The sequence below is a fragment of the Janthinobacterium sp. NKUCC08_JDC genome, assembly GCF_019345575.1.
GTDB lineage: Bacteria > Pseudomonadota > Gammaproteobacteria > Burkholderiales > Burkholderiaceae_D > Janthinobacterium > Janthinobacterium aestuarii.
Window position 1 is genome coordinate 107,563 of sequence record NZ_JAHKQW010000012.1, and the last position, 24,388, is coordinate 131,950.

21 protein-coding genes are annotated in these 24,388 nt (G+C 62.7%); 10 read left to right on the top strand and 11 right to left on the bottom strand.

Annotated elements, in window-relative coordinates:
• Positions 1 to 221 precede the first annotated feature (221 nt).
• Positions 222 to 1,733, bottom strand: coding sequence for a DUF3369 domain-containing protein (locus KO538_RS22885; protein ID WP_070305451.1), 1,512 nt, complete (start codon positions 1,731 to 1,733; stop codon positions 222 to 224).
• Positions 1,734 to 2,171: 438 nt separating this feature from the next.
• Here KO538_RS22885 and KO538_RS22890 point away from each other — a divergent pair, with 438 nt between their 5' ends.
• Positions 2,172 to 2,675, top strand: coding sequence for a DUF3016 domain-containing protein (locus tag KO538_RS22890; RefSeq protein WP_219329740.1), 504 nt, complete (start codon positions 2,172 to 2,174; stop codon positions 2,673 to 2,675).
• Positions 2,676 to 2,690: 15 nt separating this feature from the next.
• On the opposite strand, the gene KO538_RS22895 is transcribed toward KO538_RS22890, so the two are convergent.
• From KO538_RS22895 to KO538_RS22905, 3 genes are all read right to left on the bottom strand, one after another.
• Complete coding sequence (locus tag KO538_RS22895; RefSeq protein WP_219329741.1) at positions 2,691 to 3,476, bottom strand: ABC transporter substrate-binding protein; 786 nt, start codon at positions 3,474 to 3,476, stop codon at positions 2,691 to 2,693.
• Between the two features lie 60 nt (positions 3,477 to 3,536).
• Positions 3,537 to 3,980, bottom strand: coding sequence for a thioesterase family protein (locus KO538_RS22900; protein WP_034753479.1), 444 nt, complete (start codon positions 3,978 to 3,980; stop codon positions 3,537 to 3,539).
• A 169-nt stretch (positions 3,981 to 4,149) separates the two neighbouring features.
• Entirely contained in the window at positions 4,150 to 5,601 is a 1,452-nt protein-coding gene (locus tag KO538_RS22905; RefSeq protein WP_219329742.1) for a sorbosone dehydrogenase family protein, read from the bottom strand.
• A 213-nt stretch (positions 5,602 to 5,814) separates the two neighbouring features.
• On the opposite strand from KO538_RS22905, the gene KO538_RS22910 reads away from it, so the two are divergent.
• Complete coding sequence (locus KO538_RS22910) at positions 5,815 to 6,921, top strand: S-(hydroxymethyl)glutathione dehydrogenase/class III alcohol dehydrogenase (protein WP_035824324.1); 1,107 nt, start codon at positions 5,815 to 5,817, stop codon at positions 6,919 to 6,921.
• A gap of 118 nt (positions 6,922 to 7,039) precedes the next feature.
• Positions 7,040 to 7,273 carry a hypothetical protein gene (locus tag KO538_RS22915; RefSeq protein ID WP_034753482.1) on the top strand — a complete coding sequence of 78 codons (234 nt, stop codon included), beginning with the start codon at positions 7,040 to 7,042 and terminating at the stop codon, positions 7,271 to 7,273.
• Between the two features lie 4 nt (positions 7,274 to 7,277).
• Here KO538_RS22915 and KO538_RS22920 read toward each other — a convergent pair whose 3' ends face one another.
• Positions 7,278 to 8,282 carry a GlxA family transcriptional regulator gene (locus tag KO538_RS22920; RefSeq protein ID WP_219329743.1) on the bottom strand — a complete coding sequence of 335 codons (1,005 nt, stop codon included), beginning with the start codon at positions 8,280 to 8,282 and terminating at the stop codon, positions 7,278 to 7,280.
• A 115-nt stretch (positions 8,283 to 8,397) separates the two neighbouring features.
• On the opposite strand from KO538_RS22920, the gene KO538_RS22925 reads away from it, so the two are divergent.
• From KO538_RS22925 to KO538_RS22935, 3 genes are all read left to right on the top strand, one after another.
• Positions 8,398 to 11,331 (top strand): polymer-forming cytoskeletal protein, encoded by a 2,934-nt coding sequence (locus KO538_RS22925; protein WP_219329744.1) that lies wholly within the window; start codon positions 8,398 to 8,400, stop codon positions 11,329 to 11,331.
• Between the two features lie 89 nt (positions 11,332 to 11,420).
• A complete protein-coding gene (locus KO538_RS22930; protein WP_219329745.1) occupies positions 11,421 to 12,119 on the top strand; it encodes a dienelactone hydrolase family protein in 699 nt (232 codons plus the stop codon).
• Positions 12,120 to 12,259: 140 nt separating this feature from the next.
• Positions 12,260 to 12,676 (top strand): SRPBCC family protein, encoded by a 417-nt coding sequence (locus KO538_RS22935; RefSeq protein WP_219329746.1) that lies wholly within the window; start codon positions 12,260 to 12,262, stop codon positions 12,674 to 12,676.
• A gap of 134 nt (positions 12,677 to 12,810) precedes the next feature.
• Here KO538_RS22935 and KO538_RS22940 read toward each other — a convergent pair whose 3' ends face one another.
• Entirely contained in the window at positions 12,811 to 14,427 is a 1,617-nt protein-coding gene (locus KO538_RS22940; protein ID WP_219329747.1) for a M28 family peptidase, read from the bottom strand.
• 135 nt (positions 14,428 to 14,562) lie between these two features.
• Here KO538_RS22940 and KO538_RS22945 point away from each other — a divergent pair, with 135 nt between their 5' ends.
• The 3 genes from KO538_RS22945 (at position 14,563) to KO538_RS22955 (ending at position 19,899) form a co-directional block, all read left to right on the top strand.
• Positions 14,563 to 15,444 carry an alpha/beta fold hydrolase gene (locus KO538_RS22945; protein ID WP_070305464.1) on the top strand — a complete coding sequence of 294 codons (882 nt, stop codon included), beginning with the start codon at positions 14,563 to 14,565 and terminating at the stop codon, positions 15,442 to 15,444.
• Between the two features lie 200 nt (positions 15,445 to 15,644).
• The gene (locus KO538_RS22950) at positions 15,645 to 17,807 is read left to right on the top strand and encodes a DEAD/DEAH box helicase (RefSeq protein ID WP_051991450.1); all 2,163 of its coding nucleotides are present in this window, start codon (positions 15,645 to 15,647) and stop codon (positions 17,805 to 17,807) included.
• Between the two features lie 436 nt (positions 17,808 to 18,243).
• On the top strand, positions 18,244 to 19,899 hold the full coding sequence (locus KO538_RS22955; RefSeq protein ID WP_219329748.1) for a PAS domain-containing methyl-accepting chemotaxis protein: 1,656 nt from the start codon (positions 18,244 to 18,246) through the stop codon (positions 19,897 to 19,899).
• A gap of 68 nt (positions 19,900 to 19,967) precedes the next feature.
• Here KO538_RS22955 and bamE read toward each other — a convergent pair whose 3' ends face one another.
• The 5 genes from bamE to KO538_RS22980 are packed head-to-tail and all read right to left on the bottom strand — an operon-like array spanning position 19,968 to position 23,408.
• A complete protein-coding gene (gene bamE / locus KO538_RS22960) occupies positions 19,968 to 20,276 on the bottom strand; it encodes an outer membrane protein assembly factor BamE (protein WP_219329749.1) in 309 nt (102 codons plus the stop codon).
• The gene (locus KO538_RS22965; RefSeq protein WP_219329750.1) at positions 20,273 to 21,061 is read right to left on the bottom strand and encodes a hypothetical protein; all 789 of its coding nucleotides are present in this window, start codon (positions 21,059 to 21,061) and stop codon (positions 20,273 to 20,275) included. The genes bamE and KO538_RS22965 overlap by 4 nt, the downstream gene beginning before the upstream one ends.
• 60 nt (positions 21,062 to 21,121) lie before the next feature.
• Positions 21,122 to 21,481: a nucleotide pyrophosphohydrolase gene (locus KO538_RS22970; protein ID WP_219329751.1), complete on the bottom strand. Its 360-nt coding sequence runs from the start codon at positions 21,479 to 21,481 to the stop codon at positions 21,122 to 21,124.
• The gene (locus tag KO538_RS22975) at positions 21,478 to 21,939 is read right to left on the bottom strand and encodes an N-acetyltransferase (RefSeq protein ID WP_219329752.1); all 462 of its coding nucleotides are present in this window, start codon (positions 21,937 to 21,939) and stop codon (positions 21,478 to 21,480) included. Before KO538_RS22975 ends, KO538_RS22970 begins: the two co-directional genes overlap by 4 nt.
• A gap of 35 nt (positions 21,940 to 21,974) precedes the next feature.
• Entirely contained in the window at positions 21,975 to 23,408 is a 1,434-nt protein-coding gene (locus tag KO538_RS22980) for a cytochrome P450 (RefSeq protein WP_219329753.1), read from the bottom strand.
• A 114-nt stretch (positions 23,409 to 23,522) separates the two neighbouring features.
• On the opposite strand from KO538_RS22980, the gene KO538_RS22985 reads away from it, so the two are divergent.
• Positions 23,523 to 24,380 carry an AraC family transcriptional regulator gene (locus KO538_RS22985; protein WP_257620516.1) on the top strand — a complete coding sequence of 286 codons (858 nt, stop codon included), beginning with the start codon at positions 23,523 to 23,525 and terminating at the stop codon, positions 24,378 to 24,380.
• The last annotated feature ends 8 nt before the right edge of the window (positions 24,381 to 24,388 follow it).

Genomic DNA, 24,388 nt, shown 5'->3' on the forward strand with positions numbered 1-24,388 from the left:
TGCCGTACATGCGTACTGTCTGCGTCGCTGCGCCTTGCCCTCGACATTTTTCAGGCCCGCTTGGCCCGGAACGCCCATGTTGGGGGCTTGGGCCGAAGCGTATTTTTCTGGCGTGCGTATCGATTCGGGGGGCACTTGGCTCTTTGATGAACCGCGTAATCTGGCGCCGTCGGCGGCGCCAACAATGTTGTCGGATTACGCGCAAGCGCTAATCCGACCTACTAGTCGGGGAAACGCTTGTTCAACGCCAGCGCTTCATCCAGATTCGCAATCAACAACTCCACATACTGCGGATCGAGGTGGCTGCCGCTCACTTCGCGTAGGTAGCTGACGACGCGCTCCAGGGGCCAGGCGTCCTTGTAGCAGCGCTTGTGCATGAGGGCGTCGAAGACGTCGGCGACGGCGGCGATGCGTGCGTATTTGTGGATGTTTTCGCCGACGAGACCTTGCGGGTAGCCGCTGCCGTCGAATTTTTCATGGTGCTGGTGGGCGATCACGGCCGCTGCCTTCAGGAGCGGGCGCTGCGAGCCGTCGAGGATGGACATGCCTACCGTCGGATGCTGCTTCATGATTTCCCATTCGGCCGCATCGAGCTTGCCCGGTTTGAGCAGCACGGCGTCGGGGGTGGAGATCTTGCCGATGTCGTGCATGGGCGCCGCGTGGCGCAGCACCATGGTTTCCTCTTCCGACATGCCGGACGCCTGCGCCAGCAGCTGGCACACTTCGGCCATGCGGCGCACGTGGTTGCCGCCTTCGTGCGAGCGCGATTCGACCACGTCGCCCAGGCGCAGGATCAGCTCGGCCTGGGTATCGGTGATTTCCTGCGTCAGCAGGATGTTGTCGAAGGCGATGGCCACGCCCGAGCAGAATACTTCCAGCAATTGCGCGTCGAGATCGGAGATTTCTTCCACACCTTTGAGTACCAGCAAGGACGCCTTGCCGCTGCTGTTCGGGAAATAGCCGACATAGGTGTCGCCATGCAGGCGCGAAATCTTGTTGCTCTTGGCATCGTCCAGTTGCGACAGCAGGGACGGGCTGAGGATGCCGCCATCGGCTTCATGGTCGCCGATCTGCGCGAGGATTTCATAGTCCTGCTCGCCCGTGATGGCGCTGGCGCCGCGCAGGCGCAGCAGCATGCTCGTTTCCAGGCGCAGCAGGGCGACGACTTGCTGCAGCAGGCCGCTGGCGAAGTCGCGCAGGTTGCGCTGCTTGAAGATGTGCGCCGAGGCGGCGATGACGCGCTCGAGTCCTTCGCGGTAATGGAGCTGGGCCTGGCGCGCCTCTTCCACCTTCATGATGTCGCGGTAGGCGCGCAGGGCGGCAAAGGTGGTGGTGAACAGCTTGGTGCGGTCCAGTTCCGTCTTTTCCTTGTAGTCGTTGATGTCGTAGTTGACGATCACCCGTTCTTCCGGCGCCTGTCCCGGCTGTCCCGTACGCAGCACGATGCGCGTAAACTGGTTGCCCAGGTCTTCGCGCATCCAGCGCGCCACTTCCAGGCCGCTGTCTTCGCGTTCCATCACCACGTCGAGGAAGACGAGCGCGATGCCTTCTTCGCGCGCCAGCACCTGCTTGGCTTCGGCGCCGCTGTACGCGTGCACGAAGCTCAGCGCGCGGCCTTCGAGGCGGAAACGGCTCAGCGTCAGTTTGGTGATGTCGTGGATGTCGGGTTCATCATCGACGAGCAGGACTTTCCAGGGAGGTAACTTGGGCGATGCTGAAGACAAAAATGACATAAGGGCGAGTTCCGCTAAAAGGCATAACTGACGCAATGCTGAGACGCCCGCGCCAGGAATTCCTGTGCGCCATGACCGGCGTTGCGCGTTTTTCGGGCGCATTTTGTCGATTGTAGACTGACAGCTAAGTATTAACAATAAGCAAGAACAATTGACTAAAATCATGCAACACACGTGCTAAAAAAGCACTTTAAATCCGTGCTGCCGACACTATCTATACTTTATCGCTTAGGCAACTATATTTTCAAGACAATACTTTGTTTTAATTAATATTGCCAATGAATCTGCAAAAAAGTCGGCGGCCGGTCTTGTCAGAGTTGCCGTAGGAAAAGGTAACAAGGTATGAATTTCGCTTTGAACGGCGGCGCATGGGGGTATAGTGAATCGGATAAAAAGTGGCTCATGCGCCACCCATATTTTTCCTGAAAGGATTACATCATGAAAAAGAAGACAACGCGCGTCCTGATCGCCGGCCTGGCCTTGCTGGCCAGCAGCGCGGCCTGGGCAGGAACCGAAGTGCATTTCAGCAAACCGGATCAATTCACGGATGTGCCGTTCGATCCGAACGAACGGGAAGACGTACTGAAGGAGCTGACCCGGCATTTCGAGAAGCTGGGTATGGCGCTGCCGCCCGGGCGGACCTTGAAAATCGACGTCACGGATGTGGACCTGGCGGGACGTGAAAATCCTTCGCTGCGTGCCGGCCATGATATCCGTGTCATGAATGGCCGGGTCGACTGGCCGCGCATGCGCTTGCAGTATGTGCTGGAACAGGATGGCAAGGTCATCAGCAGCGGCAATGCGGCCCTGTCCGATATGTCATACCTGAGCCGCATCAATCCTTACTTCAGCAATGAAAAGTTGCGCTATGAAAAGCTGATGATCGATGACTGGTTTTCCGATACCTTTGGCGTCAAGGTGAAACGCCACGCGCGCAAGTAGTGAGCAAGTAGTAAATCAGCGCAGGTAAGCGCCTTCGATGCGCACCAGCTCGCCGTTCTGCCGCATGGCGAGCAGGGCGGCATTCATCTTCTCGATGAAATCGGTCTTGTAGGCGGGCGTGTTGCGCGCGCTGTAGGCGATGTAGGTGGCTTCGGACGACAATTCCAGCACTTCGCGCAATTGAAAGCCGTAGCCGGCCAGTTCGTCTTGAAGCTGGCGTGCCGTGTGGCGTGCCGCGCCGCGGTCGCTGGCGTAGCAATCGATGCGCCGCAGGGCCAGTTTCTTCAGGTTCGCTTCATTCCCCTTGGCCGCTTCCAGGCGCAGCAGCCCCTGGCGGGCTGGCGCCATCAACTTTTCCGACAGCAAAAAACCCGTGTTGACGCCAATGGTCAGACCCGCAAAGTCGGTCGGGAAGTGCGTGCGCGGCGTGCGCATGACGGCGTCATGGCAAAACAGCACCACCGATTCGCGGTGCAGCACGGCTGAATACGGTTGCACGTACGAGCGTTCCGTCTTGCGTCCGGGCGGAAACAGGCCGAAAACCTGGCCTTTTTCCAGCGCGTCGAGCCCCCGTTTCCAGGGGCGCGGCTGCAATTCCAGCCGGTAGCCGGGCATCGTGCCCGCCGCCTGGCGCAGGATGTCGATATACATGCCCTTGAAGACACCGTTTTCCACATAGCTGTACGGCGCGTAGTCATCATCGCCGTACAGCGTGACGGTTTGCGGCGCGGCCAGGGCGCATGGCAAGACGCCCAGCAACGCCAGGGCCAGGCACAGTCTTGCCGTTATTGCTGATTGCATGCCGCTCCAGAATTAATTATCTTCCTGGCAAGGATACAGCATGGCGGCATCGAGCTGCTGTCAATCGATCCAGTTCACCTGCGGGAACTTGCTGCCGAACTCTTCCGGCATGGGCACGACCTGGCTGCGCTTGTAGTTGAAGAAGACAAAGCCGGACTTGGCCATCGCGATCAGGGTGTTGTCGCGCGGGCGCGTGATGCGGAAGGTGATGTCGCCGCCATACTTGTTGAAATCCATGACGCCCACTTCGAACAGCAGCTGGTCGCGCGCATGGGCTTCGGCGCGGTAGGTGGTGGCCAGGTCGGTGACGATGATGCCGGTGCCGTCCGCTTCGATGTCGCGCACGCCATATTCGAACAGGAAGCGGGCGCGCGCCTCGGAAATCATGGAAATCATGGAATCGTTGCCGAGATGGTTGCCGGCATTGATGTCCGTCGTGCGTACCGTCAGTTGCGAGGAATAGCAGTACTGGTCTTCGGGAAATTCAAGTTTCAAACGGGCCATGGTGTTCTCTTGGGCTGGTGCGCAGGGCGCGGCGGAAAAACCAATTTTAGCCGGTTCCCCGCGCCCCGTCGAAAAACGCGGCCTCAGGCGTGCGTCGCCATGACTGCTTGCACATGCTCATTGGCCCACCTCATTGGCCCACCTTATTGGCCCATCTTTTTGCGTACGCTTATTTACGTACAATCTTGTACACCTTGCCCGTGCCGCTCAGCATGTACAGCTCGTTTTGCGCATCCTGGCCGAACGACAGGATGTTGCCCACATTCGTGATGCCCCAGTCTTTTACGGCCGATGCCGTGCCATTGCTGTAGCTGAAACTCTTCAGCCAGGCGCTGCAGTAATCCGAATACAGGTATTGCCCCGCCAGTTCCGGCAAGGCCGTGCCCCGGTACACATAGCCGCCCGTGATCGAACAGCCGTTGGCTGCATTGTTGCCGTATTCGATGGCAGGTAGAACCAGCCCCGCCTGGTTGCAACTGGTGCTGTTGTAGCACTGCGTGCCTTCCATGATGTTCCAGCCATAGTTGTTGCCCGCCTGGCCCACGGGACGCACGTCGACTTCTTCCAGGTTGGCCTGGCCCACATCGGCGATATACAGCAGCTGGGCTGGCACGTCGAAGGCGTAGCGCCACGGGTTGCGCAAGCCGTAGGCCCAGATTTCAGGGCGCCCGCCTGCTGTGGCAAACGGGTTGCCGGGCGGAATGGCGTACGGCTGGGCCACCGTGCTGGCGTTGACGTCCAGGCGCAGCAGCTTGCCCAGCAGGACATTCGTGTTTTGCGCATTGCGGGGCGGGTCGCCCGCGCCGCCGCCATCGCCCGTGCCCGCATACAGATAGCCGTCCGGCCCAAAGCTGAGCAAGCCGCCATAATGGTTGCTGAACGTGGGGTGGGGAATAGTCAGGATGGTCAGCGCCGACAGGGGATCGGCCATGTTGGCGTTGCCGGCCGACACCTGCCGGCGCTCGATGACGATATCGCCGGCCAGGTTGGTGTAATACAGGAAGAAATAGCCATTGCTGGCGTATTGCGGATGGAAGGCCATCGACAGCAAACCCCGCTCGCCGCTGGTGGTGGTGAGCGTACTGATGTCGAGGAAGGGCGTGGCCAGCAGAGTGCCGTTCTGCACTACGCGGATGCGGCCGGCCCGTTCGAGGATGAACAAACGGCTGTCGCCGGGCGGCGCCGTAAGGAAGATGGGCACGCTCAAGCCGCTGGCCACCTCCTGCAGGCCCAGGGTCAGCGGCGTGGCCGCCGCATACAGGACGCTGGCGCTGGCCGTCGCCCCCGCATTGACTTGCACCTGCTGCGTGACGGGCGTGGGCGCCAGCGGTCCCGTGCCTTGCGCCACGCTGGCGGCGTTGAGCGTATAGGCGCCCGGCGCCAGATCCGTGAGCGTGGCGCTCGCCGTCAATGTCTTGCTGTAGGACGCAGGTCCCGTCACCGTGACGGCGCCCGCCACGCCGGCCGGCAAGCCGCCGATGCTGACCGTCAGGCTGCCGGTGGTGGGGCCAGGCGCAGGGTCGTCATCGCCGCCGCCGCCACAGGCGGCCAGCAGGGCCAAACAGCATGCCAGCAGCAGGGCCAGCCAAGGCCGGGGAAAGCGGGAAAGGATATGGCGCATGTCGGTCTCCTGCGGGAACGGCGCAACGGCGGCTCAATCGGGGAGCCTGTGCCAAGAATGCGCGTCTTTGTGCCTGTAGGTTTGCGTTGGCGCAAACGTGCGGCGCCATCGGACAAATGCGCCGCGTTTTCAGACAAGCGCGTGGCCAGCCGCGCCATCGCGCCCGCCAGCGCCCGATAATGGCACATCTGAAACCGAGCAGGAATGACACACATGAAAACCAAAGCCGCGATTGCCTGGAAGGCGGGCGCCCCGCTGACCATCGAAGAAGTCGACCTGGCCGGCCCGCGCGCCGGCGAAGTGCTGGTCGAACTGAAAGCCACGGGCATTTGCCATACCGATTACTACACCTTGTCCGGCGCCGATCCGGAAGGCATCTTCCCTGCCATCCTCGGCCATGAAGGCGCCGGCGTCGTCGTCGACGTGGGCCCGGGCGTGACGACCCTGAAAAAGGACGACCACGTCATCCCGCTGTACACGCCGGAATGCCGCCAGTGCAAGTTCTGCCTGTCGCAAAAGACGAATCTGTGCCAGGCCATCCGTTCCACGCAGGGCCGCGGTCTGATGCCGGACGCGACCAGTCGCTTCTCGCTCAATGGCCAGCCGCTGTTCCACTACATGGGCACGTCCACGTTCTCGAACTACATCGTCGTGCCGGAAATCGCCTTGGCGAAGATCCGCGAAGACGCGCCATTCGACAAGGTGTGCTACATCGGCTGCGGTGTGACGACGGGCGTGGGCGCCGTCTTGTTCTCGGCCAAGGTGGAAGCGGGTGCCAACGTGGCCGTGTTCGGCCTGGGCGGCATCGGGCTGAATGTGATCCAGGCGGCGAAAATGGTCGGTGCCGACAAGATCATCGGTATCGACATCAACCCGGCGCGCCAGGCCATCGCGCGCAAGTTCGGCATGACGCATTTCATCAACCCGAACGAAGTGGAAAACGTCGTCGACGCCATCGTGCAGCTGACCGATGGCGGCGCCGATTATTCGTTCGAATGCGTGGGCAACACGACCCTGATGCGCCAGGCGCTCGAGTGCACGCACAAGGGCTGGGGAAAATCGTTCATCATCGGCGTGGCGGCGGCGGGCCAGGAAATTTCCACCCGTCCATTCCAGCTGGTGACGGGGCGCGAATGGCGCGGTTCGGCCTTCGGCGGCGCGCGGGGACGCACGGACGTGCCGAAGATCGTCGACTGGTATATGGAAGGCAAGCTCAACATCGACGACCTGATCACGCACCGCTTGCCGCTCGAACGCATCAATGAGGGCTTCGACCTGATGAAGAGCGGCGAATCGATCCGTTCCGTCGTGTTGTATTAATTTTATTTGACTGTACTCATTGCGCAACACTTGACGGACGGGGCAGGACGGCACGCTGTACTTCGCCGTCTGCCCCTGCTAGTGTGAAGACATCACCGCCTTGCTTTGGGAGCCGTTCATGTTTGCCACTGCCTATCTCGCGACCTTGCGCCGCATGCTGCCCGTCTTCCTCGGCGCGGCCCTGTCTTCCCTGCTGGCCTTGTGGTGGAGCAATGCCGCCAGCCTTGCCACGCCCGCCATCTGGCTGGCGCTGCTGGCGACGTATCTGCTGTGCGCACTCCTGTTTACACCGCTGGCCCTGCAGAGCCGCCAGCTGGCCACGCGCCACGTGCGTCACGGCAAGCCGCGCTGACCTCCTAGCGCGCCGTGCTGGAAAAGCGCTCGCGATAGTCGCGCGGCGTGATGGCGAGTTTCTTTTGGAATAGGCGGCGCAGCCTGTCCTCGCTATGCAAGCCCGCCTGCACGGCCACCTGTTTTAAGGAAGATACATTGTCTTCCAGCAAACGGCGCGCCACTTCGAAGCGGGCCGTGTCGATGAATTCCGTGGGGCTGGTCCCCGTTTCGCGCTGGAACACGCGCGTAAAATTGCGTTCGCTCATGGCCAGCCTGGCCGCCAGCAGCGGCACGGTGAGTTCTTCGGCAAGATGCTCCATGATCCAGCCCTGCAACTGGCGGATGGTCGGATGCGTCGTCATCTGGCTCGACAGGTGCACGGAAAACTGCGACTGGCCGCCGGGCCGCTTCAAATACACGACCAGGTCGCGCGCCACTTCCAGCGCGATATCGCGGCTGAAATCGTCTTCCACCAGGGCCAGCGCCAGGTCGATGCCGGCCGTCACGCCGGCCGACGTCCAGAATTTCCCTTCCCGCACGAAAATCGCATCGGCATTGACCTGTATCAATGGATAGCGCTGGCGCAGGCTGTCCACGGCGCTCCAGTGCGTGGCGGCGCTTTTGCCGTCGAGCACACCGGCTTCGGCCAGGAAAAAGCAGCCCGTACACAGGGCCGCCAGGGTATCGATGCGCGGCGCCGCCTCGGCCACCCAGGCGGCCAGGGCGGGGATGTCGTGCAAGACTTGTTCGACGTGATGGCAGCCGACGATGACGGCCAGGTCGGGCAGGCGGCTGGCGTCGAGCGCCTTGCTCGCGTGCAGCGACATCAGCGTGTCCGATTCGACCGGGCCGATGGCCGTCGAGGCGATGCGCACGTCGTAACCTCCGGGCAGCTTGCGCAGGCGCAAATGGGTGTTGGCGTAATCAAACACCTTCATGGCGCCGATGGCTTCGAGCGCCTTGAAGCCGGGATAGACGATGATGTCGACTGTGCGCAGGGGAAATTCTTTGGGGCTTTGCTTGATCATGCGATATGCGCGAGGGGGATAAATACTGCCATAATGCAACAACAGCGATGGCGTAGGTTAGCATGAAATAATCGGCGCGCCCGCTGGCTCCCCACCCATCGGATTCCTGAATATCGTGCGCTTACTCCACTTTTTTTCCGCCCTGACATTGCTGCTGGGCTCATCCCTTGCCCACGCGGCCACGCTCAACTTCAATGGCGGCGCCGTGAGCGGCTGCGGCCTGAGCCAGGACGGTTTGCAATACACGTGCGCCTCGCTGGCGCTCGGTTCTACCGACGTCATCGTCATTGGCAGCGCGTATGGCGTGACGGTCAACAGTTCCTTGTCGATGAGCTACAACCAGGGTTTGACGATGAGCGGCAATGCCGCGCTGACGGTCAAGGGCAATCTCGACATCAAGGACATCAATCCGCCGAACCTGAAGGTGACGGGCGGAAACCTGACAGCCGAGGGCGGCACTTTCTTCCTGGGCGCGCAGGAACAGACGATTACGGCGAATATTTCCGCCACGGCCATCAAGATGGGCTCGAACAACGTCACGGTGACGGGCAGGATCAGCGCCAAGGGCCCGGTGGAAATCGCCTCGGGTTCGGTCATCAACGGGCCCATCAGCGGCACCATCGTCAATATCCTGGCCGCCAATACCCGCATCCAGGGCGATATCACGGCGACCACTTCGCTGACCATCGGTTCCGGCAGCCAGGTGACGGGTAACCTGAAATCGCCGACGATCGACTTGAAAGCGTCCGGCCTGCTCGTCACGGGCGATGTGGAAGCCAGCAATTCCTTGTCGATCGCCTCGGGCAATGGCATCAAGGGTAATGTGGACGCCGGCGAGGTAACGCTCGACTCGTCCAACGCCTATATCACGGGTAACGCCAAGGTCGACCACATCACTCTGGGCTGGCAGGGCCGGGTGCAGCAAACCATCACCTGCAAAACCTATACACCGTCGTATCCGTGCAGCTGCGTGACGAACAACAGCGGCTGGGCTTTCAATGAACCGATGGGTCCGAAGTGCGGGCCGGGTACGCAGGCGGGGCCCCACCATTTCCAGATCGAGCATTCGGGCAATGCCCTGACGTGCGCGCCGCAGACGGTGACGGTGACGGCATGCGCGGATGCCGCCTGCAGCGCCAAGTACACGAACGGCGTGAATGTCACTGTCAGCCCTGGCGGCACGGCGACGCAGATAGGCAACACCGGCGTGGCGACGGCCAGCGTGCGCCAGTACACGGCCGGCACTGCCACCCTGAGCCTGACGAGCGTGCCCGGCACCACGGGCGCGCTCGTATGCAAGCGTGCTTCGGACAACAGCAGCAGCTGCGACATGAGCTTTGCGGCGACAGGCTTGACGGTCACTCCCGTCAATCATGTTTCTGCCAAGCTGCAATCGTTCAGTATCAGCGCCGTGCAGGCGCCCCCCAGTTCGACCCCGCAAGCTTGCGTGCCCCTGTTCAAAAGTACCAGCAAGAACCTGAATCTCGCTTGCAGCTATGGCAATCCCGCCAGCGGCACCCTGCCTGTTTTCGTGCAGGGAACCGGGGCGTTCGTGCCACTGGCATCGAACAGTACCAGCGCCTGCGGCACGGCGGGCGCGAACGTCAACCTGGCGTTCAACGACCAGGGCGTCGCCACCGCCATCATGTCGTATGCGGACGTGGGACAGCTGAATTTGAAGGCCACCTATACGGGGGCGGCCACAACCGGCGACGCCGGCTTGAGCATGACGGGCAGCGGCAAGGTTACCGTCGTACCGGCCTCGTTCAGCGTCGTTGCCATCGCCAACCCCCAGCGCGCGGGTGCGCCTGTGGCGGTCAGCATGAGTGTGCTCAATAGTGTGGGCGCCGTGACGCCGAACTTCGGCAATGAAAAGCCGGCGGAGACGGTGCTGCCTTCGCTGTCCAGCCTGGTCAAGCCGACGACCAGCGAGATCGCCGCGCCGGACACACCAGCCAAGCCGGCCATGCAGGGTGGCGTGGTCTTTACGAATGGCAGCGTTGTCAGCAGCGACATGAACTGGTCGGAAGTGGGCACCATCACCATCGCTTTCAATCTGGCCAACCCCAACGGTTATCTGGATGCCAACCTTGCTGTGCCGGCCTTGCCCAAGGCTTCGGGCGTGAGCGGGGAGGTGCAGTTTATCCCGCACCACTTCATTACGGAACTGGTGAAAACCGGCGCTCCCGCCGGCATCGCCACGCCGTGCGCCGCACCGCTCACCTGCGCCAACGACGGGGAAAAAGGCCGCTACGCTTACTCGGGGCAGGCGATAGGCGTGCGCGTGACGGCGCGCGCCTTGGGCGGGACGCCGACCAAAAACTATGACGACCGCGTCCCGAGCGTCCTGGCGCCCGTGCTGCTCGAAGGCCTCGATGCGGCCACGGGCACGATTTCCTTTCCGCCGAGTACCCCCGATGGCAGCAGCCGGCTTACCGATGGCAAGAAGGCGCAGACCACCATCACCGGCGTGGCGCCCGCGAAATTCACCCTCGGCGTTGCCCTTCCCATGGTCGCCTACCGTTTTCCGGGCAAGGCCGGCGTGCCGCTGAAGGTGGCGCCTACCGACGTGCGCTTGCGCGCCAGCAGCACCTATCCCGGCGGCGCCGTCGTCAGCTCAATCTCGCCATTGATACAGAACGAGGCACGGATGACCGTGCTGTCGGGGCAATGGATGGTGCCCCACGGCTATGGCTCCGAATTGCTGCCAGTCAGGCTGGCCGTGCAAGTCCAGTACTGGAACGGCACGAAGTGGGTCACGAATCTGCTTGACAACGTCAGTGCCTTGAACAAGTCGGACGTGTTGTTTGTCAATTGCAAGAAAACGCTGGACTGCGGCAAGCTGGCCGTTGATGACCGGATATACACCGTCACGCAAGGCGCACTGCCGCAAACCAATCTCCTGACCTTGCTGGCGCCCGGCGCCGGCAAGGCCGGCAGCGTGGATGTTTCCGTGGGCAGCCATCCCTACCTGGCCAGCACCGTCGGCACCGTCGTCTTCGGCGTCTTCAAATCGGGCCCCGTGATTTACCTGCGCGAGATGTATTGAGCCTGGACCAAGGGCGGGGGCAGAAAAGAGGAAAAACCAGTAACATGCCTGGCTGTGGCATTCCCCCCAACCTCAGACTGGAGTTTTCTATGAGCACAACTTCGCAGTGGATCGATATCGCCGGCCCGGACGGCAGCTTCCAGGCTTACCTGGCCGTGCCGCACGTGGGCAAGGGTCCCGCCATCATCCTGTTGCAGGAAATTTTCGGCGTCAACGAGCACATCCGCGCCGTGGCCGACCAGTACGCGGCCGATGGCTACGTGGTGCTGGTGCCGGACCTGTTCTGGCGCGCCGGCGCGCACATCGAGCTGGGCTATGACGCGGACGGCTGGAAGCGCGCCGTCGAGCTGATGCAGGCCACCGACAATCCGCAGGCCGACGCCGATATCGCCGCCACCGTCGCTGTCCTGCGCGCGCGTCCGGAAGTGACGGGCAAGCTCGCTTCGGTCGGCTACTGCTTCGGCGGCCGTTTGTCGTATCAGGCGGCCGCGGCCGGCCTGGTTGATGCGGCCATCGCCTATTACGGCGGCGGCATCCAGAACAAGCTGGACCTGGCCGACCGGATCAAGGTGCCGCTGCTCATGCATTTCGGCGGCCAGGATAGCCATATTCCGCCGGAAGCCGTGCAAAAGATCGCCGAGCGCTTCGAAGACCGCCAAGACGTGGAAATCCATATCTACCCGGGCGCCGAGCACGGTTTCAACTGCACCCACCGCGACAGCTACCAGCAGCGTTCCGCCGCCCAGGCGCATGGCAATTCCCTGATTTTCCTGGCGGAAAACCTGTAAGACAGCCACCCCAGGCTGGCCAGTTGCCATAGTTTGCTCAGCAGCAAAGCGGCATGGGCGCTAAAATAGCGACTGTGCCGGGCAACTCCGGCCGGCCGGGCGCGGCGCCCGGCAAACCTGGATGAGGAACCGAATTAAAGATGGCCCAAGTAATTGTTTCTGTAATATTGGCGGCAAGCGCCGAACGAGTGTGGGATTTTATCGGCGGCTTCCAGTCGCTGGCTGAATGGTCGAGCTCGATCAAGACCAGCTTGTCCGAACACGGCGGCCGCGTGCGCCGCCTGAAAACCACGGACGGCGCCATCATCGCCGAACGCCTGCAAAGCTACAGCGAAGCGGACAAGAGCTACAGCTACACCATCGTCTCTGGCCCCATCCCCGTCAAGAACTACCGTTCCACCCTGCGCGTCACGGGCGAGCCGGGCGCGAACGAGTGCGTGGCCGAATGGTCGAGCGAATTCGACGCGGCCGAAGGCGTGGAAGAGGTCATGGTCGGCGCGTTTCAGCATCTGTATGAAACGGCGTTCGTCGACCTGAAACGCATCATGGCAATCTGAAGCCGCGTATCCGGCATTCCCACCGGCGCTAACAATGTTGTCGGATTACGCGGCTGTGCCGCTAATCCGACCTACGGGATTGTGGCCGGCACGCTTGTAAAAACACCGGCACAGGCCGGTGTTTTTCATGATGCCTAGCGCTTGACCTTCCCAAACGCTTCGCCCTTGTTCCACACCGGCAAATTCTTGTCGTTCGCCACTTCATAGCCGAGGTTCAATGTAAATTGCGCCTGCTGCACCATGCCCGACAAGTCCCACGACGGGTTGTACTCATCGGTGACCTGGTGGTAGTCCTTTTTAAATGCGACCAGGCGCTCGCCCGACGCTTTCGGCTCCTGGACGAAGTCGAACGAGCCGTCGCCGGAAAACACTGCCGAACCCACGTTGAAGGCGGGTACGCCAGCCTTGGCGAAGGCAAAATGGTCGGCCCGGTAAAACGCGCCGGACAGGTCGGGGATCGTGGGCGCCAGACGCAGGCCCATGCGCTTGGCGACCTTGGCGGCGCTCGTGTACAGGCTGCTGCGTTCGGCGCCGGCCACGCCGATGTCGTGCGTCTTGCCGACAAAATTCATGCTGTCGAGGTTCAGGTCGGCGGCTGTCTTGGCCAGCGGCCACAGGGGCGCGCGCGTGTAGGCCGTGCTGCCGAGCATGCCCGTTTCTTCGCCGGCCGGCCACAGGAAGATCTGCGTGCGGCGCGCCGGCTGTTTCACGGCCACTTGCGCCATGGCCAGCAAGGCCGCCGCGCCCGACGCATTGTCGATGGCGCCGTTGTAGATATGGTCGCTTTGCCCGGCGCGCTGGCTGCCTTCGTCATCCTTGCCCAAGTGGTCCCAGTGGGCCGAGTAAATGACGGCCTCGTCCTTCAATTTCGGATCCGTGCCCGGCACGATGCCGGCCACATTGAATTGCTCGATGCTGCGCACCTGGCTGTCGAGCGCCACCTTGACCGTGGCGTTCAGGGCCACGGGGCGGAACTCGCGCGTTTCCGCCTGCGCGCGCAAGGCGTCCAGGTCCTGTCCGCTCGCCTGGAACAGCGTGCGCGCCATGTCTTCCTGCAGCCAGCCTTCCATCGCATTGCCCGCACCGGCCAGGTTGAAGCGTTCATGGCCGAAACCGTTGGCCGGTACCGACCACGGATACGAAGCCGATGCGGTCGTGTGTATCAGCAGCACGCCGGCGGCGCCCTGGCGCAGCGCTTCCTCGTACTTGTAGACCCAGCGGCCGTAATAGGTCAGCGACTTGCCGGCGAAGCGCTGCGGTTCGGCGCTTGTGGGTTGCGGGTCGTTGACCATCATGATGACGAGCTTGCCCTTCAGGTCGACGCCCTTGAAATCGTCCCAGTTTTCTTCTGGCGCGCGGATGCCGTAGCCGGCGAACACGACGGCCGCGTCGAACACCACTGTCTGCTGGCCATTTGCCGCGCCAAAGACGATGTCCTTGCCGAAGGCGGGAGACAAGGTCTTGCCGCCCGCGCTGAACGTGACTTTGCTGGATGGCAAGGCCTTGCTGCCGACGATGGTCAGCGCCTGGCGGTACGTGCCATCCTTCAACGGCTGCAGGCCGGCTACGGCCGCCTGCGTTTCCAGGTAGCGCACGGCCAGGTCGCCGCCGCGCTGGCCCGTGCCGCGTCCTTCCAGTAAATCGTCGGCCAGGAAGGACAGATGGGCGCGCAGGGGCGCTTCGGCCACGAGCGGTTGGGCGAGGGCGGCCGTGCTGAACAGGCTGGCGGCGAGGACGAAGGGAAAGCGCATGACGACTCCAAAAGTGAATACGGGAAAGCAAAGCAGCGACAATCTTACTCTACCGCAATGCCCTGGCGTAGCGCGCGGCGTGCGCGGGCCAATTGCGGCCACAATGGCTGCTGGTCCACCGACAAGGAGCGTTCCATGACTGCCACGAACTTGCAATCGAGCAATACCCTGCGTACCGCCGACGGTACATTGATCCACTACAAGGACTGGGGCAGCGGCCCGCCCGTCGTCTTCAGCCACGGCTGGCCATTGTCGTCCGACGCGTGGGAAGACCAGATGTTTTACCTGGCCTCGCGCGGCTACCGCGTCATCGCGCACGACCGGCGCGGCCATGGCCGCTCAAGCCAGCCGTTCGACGGCAACGACATGGATACCTATGCCGACGACCTGGCCGCCCTGATCGACGCGCTGGATTTGACGGGCGCCACCCTCGTCGGCCACTCGACGGGCGGCGGCGAAGTGGCGCGCTACATCGGCCGCCATGGCACCGGGCGTCTGGCTGGCGCCGTGCTCGTGGGCGCCGTACCGCCACTGATGCTGCAAACCACGGAAAACCCGCTGGGCTTGCCCCTGTCCACATTTGACGCCATCCGCGCCGGCGTGCAGGCCGACCGCAGCCAATTTTTCCAGGATTTGAGCGAGGCCTTCTATGGCTACAACCGGCCCGATGCGAAGCCGTCGCAGGGCGTGCGCGACGGTTTCTGGCGGCAAGGCATGCAGGCGGGCATGCCGGCATCCTACCTGTGCATCAAGCAATTTTCCGAGACGGATTTTACGGCTGACCTGGCCAAATTCGACGTGCCGACCCTGGTGATCCATGGCGACGACGACCAGATCGTGCCGATTGCCGCCTCGGCGCGGCGCACTGCCGAACTCATCATAGGCAGCAAGCTGCTCGTGTATGCGGGCGCGCCGCACGGCCTGGCGACGACGCACAAGGACAGGCTGAACGAGGACTTGCTGGAATTTTTGCGCCACTCGGTCGATGCGGCAAGCAATATCGAGGCGCATCTGTAAAGTAGTCGAATCTATTGCAAAACATATAATATTGCTTGGTTTTTGCACCAATTGCGTGCGGATCGCCGATTTTTCTGCGTTTTAGACTGCAAAAAATGGCGTTCTGCCGCCCCGTTCCACCCGGTAAGGTCCAGTAAAGAGTAAACTAGCGGATACACTCTTTCGCATTGGGCGATTCGAGCGAACTTGTGAGTGATTTCATGTCTGATACACCAATTTCCTTATTTTCCGACCTTAACCTGAGCGAGCCGCTGATTCGCGCGCTCAAGGATGTCGGTTACGAAACACCGTCGCCTATCCAGGCGGCCACGATTCCATTATTGCTCGCGAACCGCGACGTGCTGGGCCAGGCGCAAACGGGCACGGGTAAAACCGCTGCCTTCGCCTTGCCGATCCTGTCGCGCATCGATCTGAAACAAAGCTCACCCCAAGCCCTGGTCCTGGCACCGACGCGCGAACTGGCCATCCAGGTCGCCGAAGCGTTCCAGGTGTACGCCGCCCACATCCCCGGCTTCCACGTGCTGCCGATCTACGGCGGCCAAAGCTACGGCCCGCAGCTGTCGGCCCTGCGCCGCGGCGTGCACGTCATCGTCGGCACCCCAGGCCGCGTCATCGATCACCTGGACAAGGGTTCGCTCGACCTGTCCAAGCTGAAAACCCTGGTGCTCGACGAAGCCGATGAGATGCTGCGCATGGGCTTTATCGACGACGTCGAACGTATCTTGAAAGAAACCCCGGAAGGCCATCAAACGGCGTTGTTCTCGGCCACCATGCCTTCCGTCATCAAGCGCATCGCCACGACCTATCTGGTGAACCCGGCCGAAGTGACGGTCGCCGCCAAGACGGGCACGGCCGACAACATCCGCCAGCGCTACTGGCTCGTGTCGGGCATGCACAAGCTCGACGCGCTGACCCGCATCCTGGAAGCGGAAGCGTTTGACGGCATGATCATCTTCGCCCGCACCAAGCTGGGCACGGAAGAGCTGGCCGGCAAGCTGCAAGCCCGTGGCTTCTCGGCTGCCGCCATCAATGGCGACATCCAGCAAGCCCAGCGCGAGCGCACGATCCAGCAGTTGAAAGACGGCAAGATCGACATCCTCGTGGCAACCGACGTGGCCGCCCGCGGCCTGGACGTCGAGCGCATCAGCCACGTCGTCAACTACGACGTGCCGCACGATCCGGAAAGCTATACCCACCGCATCGGCCGCACGGGCCGCGCCGGCCGCAGCGGCGAAGCGATTTTGTTCATCACCCCGCGCGAAAAGAACTTGTTGAAAGCCATCGAACGCTCGACCCGTCAGCCGATCGGCATGCTGGAACTGCCAACGATCCAGGCCGTCAACGACGTGCGTATCGCCAAGTTCAAGGAACAGATCAGCGAAACCCTGGCCCTGGGCGAACTGGAACAGTTCCAATCGCTGATCGAAGATTTCGAACGCGAACAAAACATTCCCGCCATCGAAATCGCCGCTGCCCTGGCGAAGATGGCGCGTGGCAATACGCCGCTGCTGCTGGACAAGAACAAGGCGCGCGAGCAAGCCACGTGGCAAGACGACCGTCCAGTGCGCCAAGACCGTTTTGACCGCCCTGAGCGCAGTGACCGTTTCGAGCGTAATGACCGCTTCGACCGCAACGAGCGCAGCGAACGCCCGGCCTTCCCGAAAAAGGAACGTATCCAGCGTCCAGCCGACGCCGGCATGCAGACCTTCCGCATTGAAGTCGGTCATCAGCATGGCGTGAAACCAGGCAATATCGTGGGCGCCATCGCCAACGAAGCGGGTATCGATTCGAAAAACATCGGCCGCATCGAAATCTATGACGACTACAGCGTCCTGGACTTGCCGGACAGCATGCCGAAAGAATTGCTCGATCAGCTGAAAACCGTGTGGGTCGCGGGCCAGCAGCTGCGCATCAGCCGCGACGGCGACGCGCCGGACCTGGCGCCGCCAGCCGCGCCGCGCAAGCCGTTCGCCGCCAAGTCCGCGCCAGCGTTCAAGGATGCGCCAGCGGACGCGGGCGACGCAGCCCCTGCGCCGCGCGCGCCGAAGAAGGAACGTCCACGTCCAGGCGTGACGGCTTACCGCATCGAAGTGGGCCGTGAACACGCCGTGACGCCAAGCAACATCGTCGGCGCCATCGCCAACGAAGCGAACCTGGAAGCCAAGCATATCGGCCGCATCGATATCTTTGACAACTACAGCGTGCTGGACCTGCCTGAAGGCATGCCGCCGGAAATCCTCGACCACTTGAAATCGGTCGTGGTCTCGGGCCAGAAGCTGCGCATCAGCCTGGACGATGGCACGACGGAGCGCAAGCCTGCGCCGCCGCGTCCGAAGTCGCCACCGCGCAAAACCTTTAAGTAAGCCATCCCCACGGGCGCTCCGGCGCCTGTGTCGCGGATTGGAGACAGTTCCCCCACTGGCGCATTCGCGCCAGTTTTTATTTTCCCTCAAGAAATGAATATTGTTACCGCGCTATGGTTGGCGGCAGGCGTCGCCACGTGCCGGCCATTGCGCCAGTTCCCTTGCGCCTTTTTGTCGGCGCATACGGCGTATTTATTGCCTGCTTCGCCGATAAATAATTTTTTATTAATTATTGTGTTTGCGCGCAATTTGAATTTTGCATTCAATAAAATCAATCAAGTTGAATCAAAGTAAATTCTAAAACATAAATGAATTAGCTTTTATTAAATTTTTTGACCAGTGTCACTGTCGCCGGGGCGATATATCATGGGTGCTTGATGTGGTATATTGTTTTTATGATTTTGTTATGCTAGTTGAAAAAAATAGAGGAGCGACGATGCGGGTCAATACGCCTATCACGCAAAATGAATACGTATTAAATGAAGGCATGACGATTGTTTCCACGACGGATTTACAAGGAAACATCAATTACGCCAATCAGTATTTCATTGAAGTCAGCGGTTTTTCAGAAATGGAACTGCTGGGTGCGCCACAGAATATTCTGCGTCATCCCGATATGCCGGCCGAAGCGTTTGCTGACCTGTGGGATACCATCAAGACGGGCATGCCATGGACCGGCATGGTCAAGAACCGCTGCAAGAATGGCGATTTCTACTGGGTCTTCGCCAATATCACGCCCGTCATCGAAAACGGCCGCCCGATCGGTTATATGTCCGTGCGCACCAAGCCCACGCGCGAGCAGATCAACGAAGCGGCAGCCCTGTATAAAAGTTTTAAAGACGGCAATAGCGCCAAGCTGGCGATCCGCAATGGCCGCGTCGTGCGCCAGGGCTGGGCTGCCAAGCTGGCCGAGTGGCGCAAGCTGACCCTGTCGCAAGACCTGGCCCTGCATTGCATCGTCTTTGGCGTGGTGCTGGCCATTCTCGGCTGCGCCGTGTGGAATATCGATGGCGACACGAGCACGGCCACGCGCAGCTGGCTCAGCGGCGCTGCCGCCGCGGCCGTGGCGCTGATGCTGTATTTCTGGGCCCATTTGCACAATTCCCTCGTCGCGCCGCTGGGCGAGGCCATCACGGTGGCGCGCAAGATGGCTGGCGGCGACTTGACGGGCGTCATCGACAAAGTGCGCGACGACGACATGGGCCAATTGATGGCGGCCTTGCGCCAGACGAATATCAACTTGCACAGCATCATCGGCGACGTGCGCGCCAACTTCGAGGATATCCGCGTCACCACGGCCGAGATCGCCACGGGCAATATGGACCTGTCCAGCCGCACGGAATCGCAGGCGTCCAGCCTCGAACAGACGGCGGCCAGCATGGAAGAGCTGACTTCCACGGTGCAGAACAGCGCCGACCACGTGGACACGGCCAATAAGCTGGCGGCGCAGGCGTCTACCGTCGCGGCCAAGGGCGGCACCATCGTCAGCGAAGTGGTGACCACGATGGACGAGATCAGCACCTCGTCGCGCAAGATTCTCGACATCATTGGTCTCATCGACGGCATCGCCTTCCAGACGAACATCCTCGCCTTGAACGCGGCAGTGGAAGCGGCCCGCGCGGGCGAGCATGGCCGCGGCTTCGCCGTCGTGGCCGGCGAAGTGCGCAGCCTGGCGCAGCGCTCGGCAACAGCGGCGAAAGAAGTGAAGAACCTGATCGACCATTCGATCGCCACCGTGAATGCGGGCAGCGTGCTGACCAGCAATGCGGGCGCCACCATGACGGAAGTGATCGCCTCGGTTGCCAGGGTGACGGAAGTGATGGACGAGATTTCCTCGACCACGCGCGAGCAGAACCAGGGCATCGGGCAAGTCAACCAGGCCGTCATCCACATGGATGGCATCACGCAGCAGAATGCGGCGCTGGTGGAGCAGGCGGCTGCTGCCGCCACCAGCCTGGCGCAACGCACCGACAGCGTGGCCCAGTCGATCGGCATCTTCAAATTGAAGGCCTCGCCCAAGCGCAAGACAGCTGGTATGGGACGCAGCGTGGGCGCGGGCGTGGCGTCGCGCGCTTTGCTGAAAGCACGCTAATTACCCCAACGGCGAAAGGCCGGGGTCGTACCCTCAGGGTACGACCCCAGTTTGCTTTTTGGGTACTTTTACTGCTTCACCCGATACACCTCTCCGCTGCGCACCTTCTTCACCACCCCATCCCCGCCAAACAAAATCACATATTCTCCCTGCGCGCCCGAGGCGGCCGGGTAGGTGTACATCCATACTTCATTGCCGCTGTCGAAACGGATGGACGTGCTGTCTCCCAGCGCGGCGCGCACCTGTTCGCGCGTGCTGCTGCCCGGTTGCACCGTCTGTTCCAAGGTGGCATATGGCACGTTCTTACTTGCCTGCAAGGCGCGCGTGCCGGAGCAGGCGGCCAGCAGCGCCAGCATGGCGATCAGCAGCCATTTCATGGCACCACCTCGTCCATGTAAGTAAATTCCAGCAGGGTGTCGTCGGGCCAGCTGGCATCCCATAAGGGCGCGTAATACGTGCGGTCAAGCAAGACCTGGCAATCGCAATAGGGCAGCGAGGCGGGCGTCTGCTCGCCGCCCGCGTACAGCATCCTGAACGGCAACGCCAGGCGGCGCTCGCCATGCACGAGGGTGACGCCGAACAGGGGCCGCTCCGTGAAGAACAAATAATTGCCATCCGGCTCGGAACACACCTTGTCCGTGCTGTAGAGCATGCTGGACAGCCAGGCGATGATTTGCGGGTCGTTCGAGATCAGGCCCGAATCCATGCCGGCGCGGCATTCCAGGCGCAGGTCGCCCAGGCGCCGCGTGCCGGGCGGCAAGCCGGGCGTGATCACTTGCGCGCGCCAGCTCATGGTGGTGGCCTTGCGGTTGGCGATCAGCACGGCGTCTTCGCGCGCCGCTTGCGCATTGCGCACGGGAGCAAAGCTGTTGTCCTCGGCCAAGGGTAAGGGGATGCTGACGGTGTCGCCAGCGATGCGCAGCTGCACGCCCGTCATGTCCACGCCAGGCTGGCGCGGCAGTAGACGAAAGCGCAAGCTCGCTTGCGGCGCCAGCGCGCGGTCGCGCTCGAAGCGGTCCACGCCCTGCAGCATCTTGCGGTACGATTTATCGACGGGGTCGCGCGTGGCGTCCACTTTGACCTGCGGCACGGGTGCGGTTTGCGCCAGGGCAACCGGGCCAGGGAGCAGGCAGGCAAGCAGCAGGGAAATAGGAATGCGCATGGCTGGATGCTACGCTTTTTTGCGCATCAGCCACGCACGGGTGGGTGACTCAGTATTCGTTCAGTATTCGCTATATTTGCGGGCGTCGCCACGCACCTGCTGCGCCGGGTATTTCTGCGCATTGAGTTCCATCTTTTCCAGTACGGCCGCGTGCAGGTCGACGCCGCTCTTGTCGGCCAGGCGCACCAGGTACATCAGCACGTCGGCCAGTTCATGGCGGATGCCCGTGCGTTTGGCCTCGTCCAGCTCGGCGTCCGCGCCCGTGGGCAGCCACTGGTAGTGCTCGGCCAGTTCCGCCACTTCGACGGACAGGGCCATGGCCAGGTTTTTCGGCGTGTGGAACTGGTCCCAGTCGCGCTCGTCGGCAAAGGTGCGCAGGCGCGCGCGGATGTCAAACAGGCTGTCGGCAGGCGCACTCATGCCGCCACCTGCAGCGGTTTTTCCATGAAAACACTGAATGGATCGTCAGGATAGTCGCCGTACGGCCCGCGCCGCTGGTAGCCGTGGCGCGCGTACAGGGCGATGGCTTCGGGCTGGTGGATGCCCGTCTCCAAGGTCAGCAAGCGGCAGCCGCACGCCAGCGCCTGCTCTTCCAGCAGGGCCAGCAGGCGCTTGGCCAGGCCCAGGCCGCGGCTGTCCGGGTGCACGTACATGCGCTTGACCTCGCCGAAATCGGGCGTGACGACGATGGCGCCGCAAGCGCGCGCCGCGCCTGCCGCATCGCGGGCGACGGCAAACAGCAGGGTATCAGGCGGCACGGACGCCAGGTCCAGCGAGTAGACGCACTCAGCCGGATACAGGGTCTGTTGGTAGGCGTCAAGCTCGGCGATCAGGGTTTGCACGTCGGCTTGCTGCGGCGATTCCAGGCGGATGGTCATGGGAAGGTCGAATGTATGGGACTTCCCCCATGGTATCACTGCGGCCGCGCCAGGCGCATCGTCAGGCCGATGGGCGACATCACGAAACCCATCAGTTCCTGCGCTTCGCCGCCATCGGGCGTGTCGACGCCGGCGATGTCGAAGCTGCCCAGCAGCATTGCCATGGCGATCTTGATTTCCAGCAAGGCCAGGTAGCGGCCCGGGCACGTGCGCAAGCCCGCGCCGAAAGGCATGGCGGCGCGCTTGTTGTTCGCCTCGCCGCCTTCCAGCCAGCGTTCGGGCTGGAAAGCCTGTGCATCGGGAAAGTGCGCATCGGACACGCTGTCGTGGCGCATCACGCACCACAGCATGCTGCCGGCGGGCACGGCCACGTCGCCCACCACCGTGTCGCGCAGCGCTTCGAGCGGAATGTAGGGCGCCACGGGTTTCAAGCGCATGGCCTCGCTGGCGCAGGCGCCCAGGTAGTCGAGGCTATCCATTTGCGCCACGGTGAACTGCGTCACGTCGGGTGCCAGGCGCCGCACTTCCTCGCGCGCCTTGGCCAGGCTGTGCGGATGGCGTTGCAACAGGTAGATGATCCAGGAAATCGTGTTGGCCGTCGTGTCTTCGCCGGCCAGCAGCATGGTCAGCACATTGCCGGCCACGGCGCGGTCGCTCACGCCGCTGCCGGGTTCGTCGGCGGCGGCGATCATGGCTTCGAGCAGGTTGGGCGGGCGCACGCGCCGCGCGGGGTCTTGTTCCATGCGTTCGCGCGCCTGCCGCACCAGTTGCGCCACGGCCACGTCCAGCGCCGCCACGTCGCGGTCCAGGCGCCGGTCGACGGGCAGCTTGACGTAGCGCCAGTAGGGCAGCATCGACAGGCTGCGCCGCGCCACGGCTGGCAGGATGGCGTCCAGGTGGCGCTGGATCACGTCCTCGCCCGATTCGAGTGTATTGACTTCCGTGCCGAAGGCCAGGCCGGCGATGATGTCGACCGTGTAGCGTTTCAGGTCGCCATCGAGGGCAATGGACTGGCCTTGCGTGGCGGCATGCTGCCAGCGCCGCTGCAGGCGCTGCGCCACCGTCACCAGCGCGGGAAAATACGCCTTGATGGCACCTGGCGCCATGCCGGCCATCACCATGCGGCGCTGGTTGCGCCACTCGCTGCCTTCGGCCAGGAAGACGCCGGGATTGCCGCCCATTTCCTCCGAAACGATGTAGCTGCTGAGGGGGCGGCGGAAACCATCGGGGCGGTCGCGCAGCACGGCGGCCACCGCCTCGCTGTCGGCCACCACCAGTACCAGAGTGCGGCCGAACCAGGCACGCATGAAAGGTCCATAGCGGCGTACCCAGCCTTCCACGTCGCGGTGGATGCGCGGCAGCCGCACTTGCATGGCGTTGCCGATGATGGGCAAGGCGAATGGCCCCGGCAACTGGCGGATCTGGCGCAGGGTGGTGGCGGGTGCGGCGGCGTGGTCGAGTGGCGGCATGAAAAGCTCCTGTTGTCGTGGGAACGATGGCTAGACTCTAGCGCGCTTGCGCGCACGCGTCTTGAACGAATACGACATCGCGCGCGGCCAAAAATTGCCGGTACAATCGTCGCCATGCCTGCCGCCCCCACGCCCCTGACCCGCTTGATCGCGCCGCGCACCGCGCTCGCTTCCTGCGTGCGCGCCTTCCTCGTGCGCGACACCACGCATTGCGCGCCGCTGCCGCCCGCGCAGCGCCTGAACCGCTTTCCCGCCACGCCCATGTGCTGCCTGCTGTGGACGGTCGCGGGCGACGTCGAGGCGGCCGCGCCCGGCTCCGACCTGCTGCACGTGCGCATGCCGCCCGCCCTGTTCAGCGGACCGCGCGGCTATCCGCTGGTCAGCTACAACCCCGGCCCCGTGCACTCGTTCATGGTGATGCTGTATCCGGCCGCCCTGCACGCGCTGACGGGCATCGACATGGCGGCCCTGTTCGACCAGGTGCGCCCGCTGGAACCGCTGTTCGACGCCGACTGGCTGGCCTTGTCCGACGCCGTGCTGGCCGCGCCCGACGATGCAGCGCGCATCGCGCTGGTGGAAGCATTCCTGGCGCCGCGCTGGGCGCTGGCGCGCAAGAGCGGCGACCATCCCACCGGCGCCATCCAGGACTGGGTGCGCCGCCTGGGCGTACAGGCGGCCTCGACGGGCCTGGCCAGCGGCGCGCGCAATATCGAGCGCCGCATCAAGGCCTGGGCCGGCCAGCCCATGCGCACCCTGCGACGCATGCGCCGCGCGGAACAGTCGTTTCTCGACGCACGCGAGGCCATGCTGCAAGGCAATGCTTCTTGGACCGATATCGCCGCCGAGGGCGGCTACGCCGACCAGGCCCACCTGTGCCGCGAAGTGCGCGCCATCACCGGCCTGAGTCCCACCGAACTGGCACGCGCCAGCCGCGAAGATGAAAGTTACTGGATCTACAGGATATGGGCGTAATCCGGCCG

Bases quoted from the DNA above. Each gene is read 5' to 3' on its own strand.
- KO538_RS22910 (WP_035824324.1), top strand. From the start codon at position 5,815: ATGAAAACCAAAGCCGCGATTGCCTGGAAGGCGGGCGCCCCGCTGACC.
- KO538_RS22905 (WP_219329742.1), bottom strand. From the start codon at position 5,601: ATGCGCCATATCCTTTCCCGCTTTCCCCGGCCTTGGCTGGCCCTGCTG.
- KO538_RS22915 (WP_034753482.1), top strand. From the start codon at position 7,040: ATGTTTGCCACTGCCTATCTCGCGACCTTGCGCCGCATGCTGCCCGTC.
- KO538_RS22965 (WP_219329750.1), bottom strand. From the start codon at position 21,061: ATGCGCATTCCTATTTCCCTGCTGCTTGCCTGCCTGCTCCCTGGCCCG.
- KO538_RS22970 (WP_219329751.1), bottom strand. From the start codon at position 21,481: ATGAGTGCGCCTGCCGACAGCCTGTTTGACATCCGCGCGCGCCTGCGC.
- KO538_RS22980 (WP_219329753.1), bottom strand. From the start codon at position 23,408: ATGCCGCCACTCGACCACGCCGCCGCACCCGCCACCACCCTGCGCCAG.
- KO538_RS22885 (WP_070305451.1), bottom strand. From the start codon at position 1,733: ATGTCATTTTTGTCTTCAGCATCGCCCAAGTTACCTCCCTGGAAAGTC.
- KO538_RS22895 (WP_219329741.1), bottom strand. From the start codon at position 3,476: ATGCAATCAGCAATAACGGCAAGACTGTGCCTGGCCCTGGCGTTGCTG.
- KO538_RS22955 (WP_219329748.1), top strand. From the start codon at position 18,244: ATGCGGGTCAATACGCCTATCACGCAAAATGAATACGTATTAAATGAA.
- KO538_RS22890 (WP_219329740.1), top strand. From the start codon at position 2,172: ATGAAAAAGAAGACAACGCGCGTCCTGATCGCCGGCCTGGCCTTGCTG.
- KO538_RS22935 (WP_219329746.1), top strand. From the start codon at position 12,260: ATGGCCCAAGTAATTGTTTCTGTAATATTGGCGGCAAGCGCCGAACGA.
- bamE (WP_219329749.1), bottom strand. From the start codon at position 20,276: ATGAAATGGCTGCTGATCGCCATGCTGGCGCTGCTGGCCGCCTGCTCC.
- KO538_RS22975 (WP_219329752.1), bottom strand. From the start codon at position 21,939: ATGACCATCCGCCTGGAATCGCCGCAGCAAGCCGACGTGCAAACCCTG.
- KO538_RS22940 (WP_219329747.1), bottom strand. From the start codon at position 14,427: ATGCGCTTTCCCTTCGTCCTCGCCGCCAGCCTGTTCAGCACGGCCGCC.
- KO538_RS22900 (WP_034753479.1), bottom strand. From the start codon at position 3,980: ATGGCCCGTTTGAAACTTGAATTTCCCGAAGACCAGTACTGCTATTCC.
- KO538_RS22930 (WP_219329745.1), top strand. From the start codon at position 11,421: ATGAGCACAACTTCGCAGTGGATCGATATCGCCGGCCCGGACGGCAGC.
- KO538_RS22985 (WP_257620516.1), top strand. From the start codon at position 23,523: ATGCCTGCCGCCCCCACGCCCCTGACCCGCTTGATCGCGCCGCGCACC.
- KO538_RS22950 (WP_051991450.1), top strand. From the start codon at position 15,645: ATGTCTGATACACCAATTTCCTTATTTTCCGACCTTAACCTGAGCGAG.
- KO538_RS22920 (WP_219329743.1), bottom strand. From the start codon at position 8,282: ATGATCAAGCAAAGCCCCAAAGAATTTCCCCTGCGCACAGTCGACATC.
- KO538_RS22945 (WP_070305464.1), top strand. From the start codon at position 14,563: ATGACTGCCACGAACTTGCAATCGAGCAATACCCTGCGTACCGCCGAC.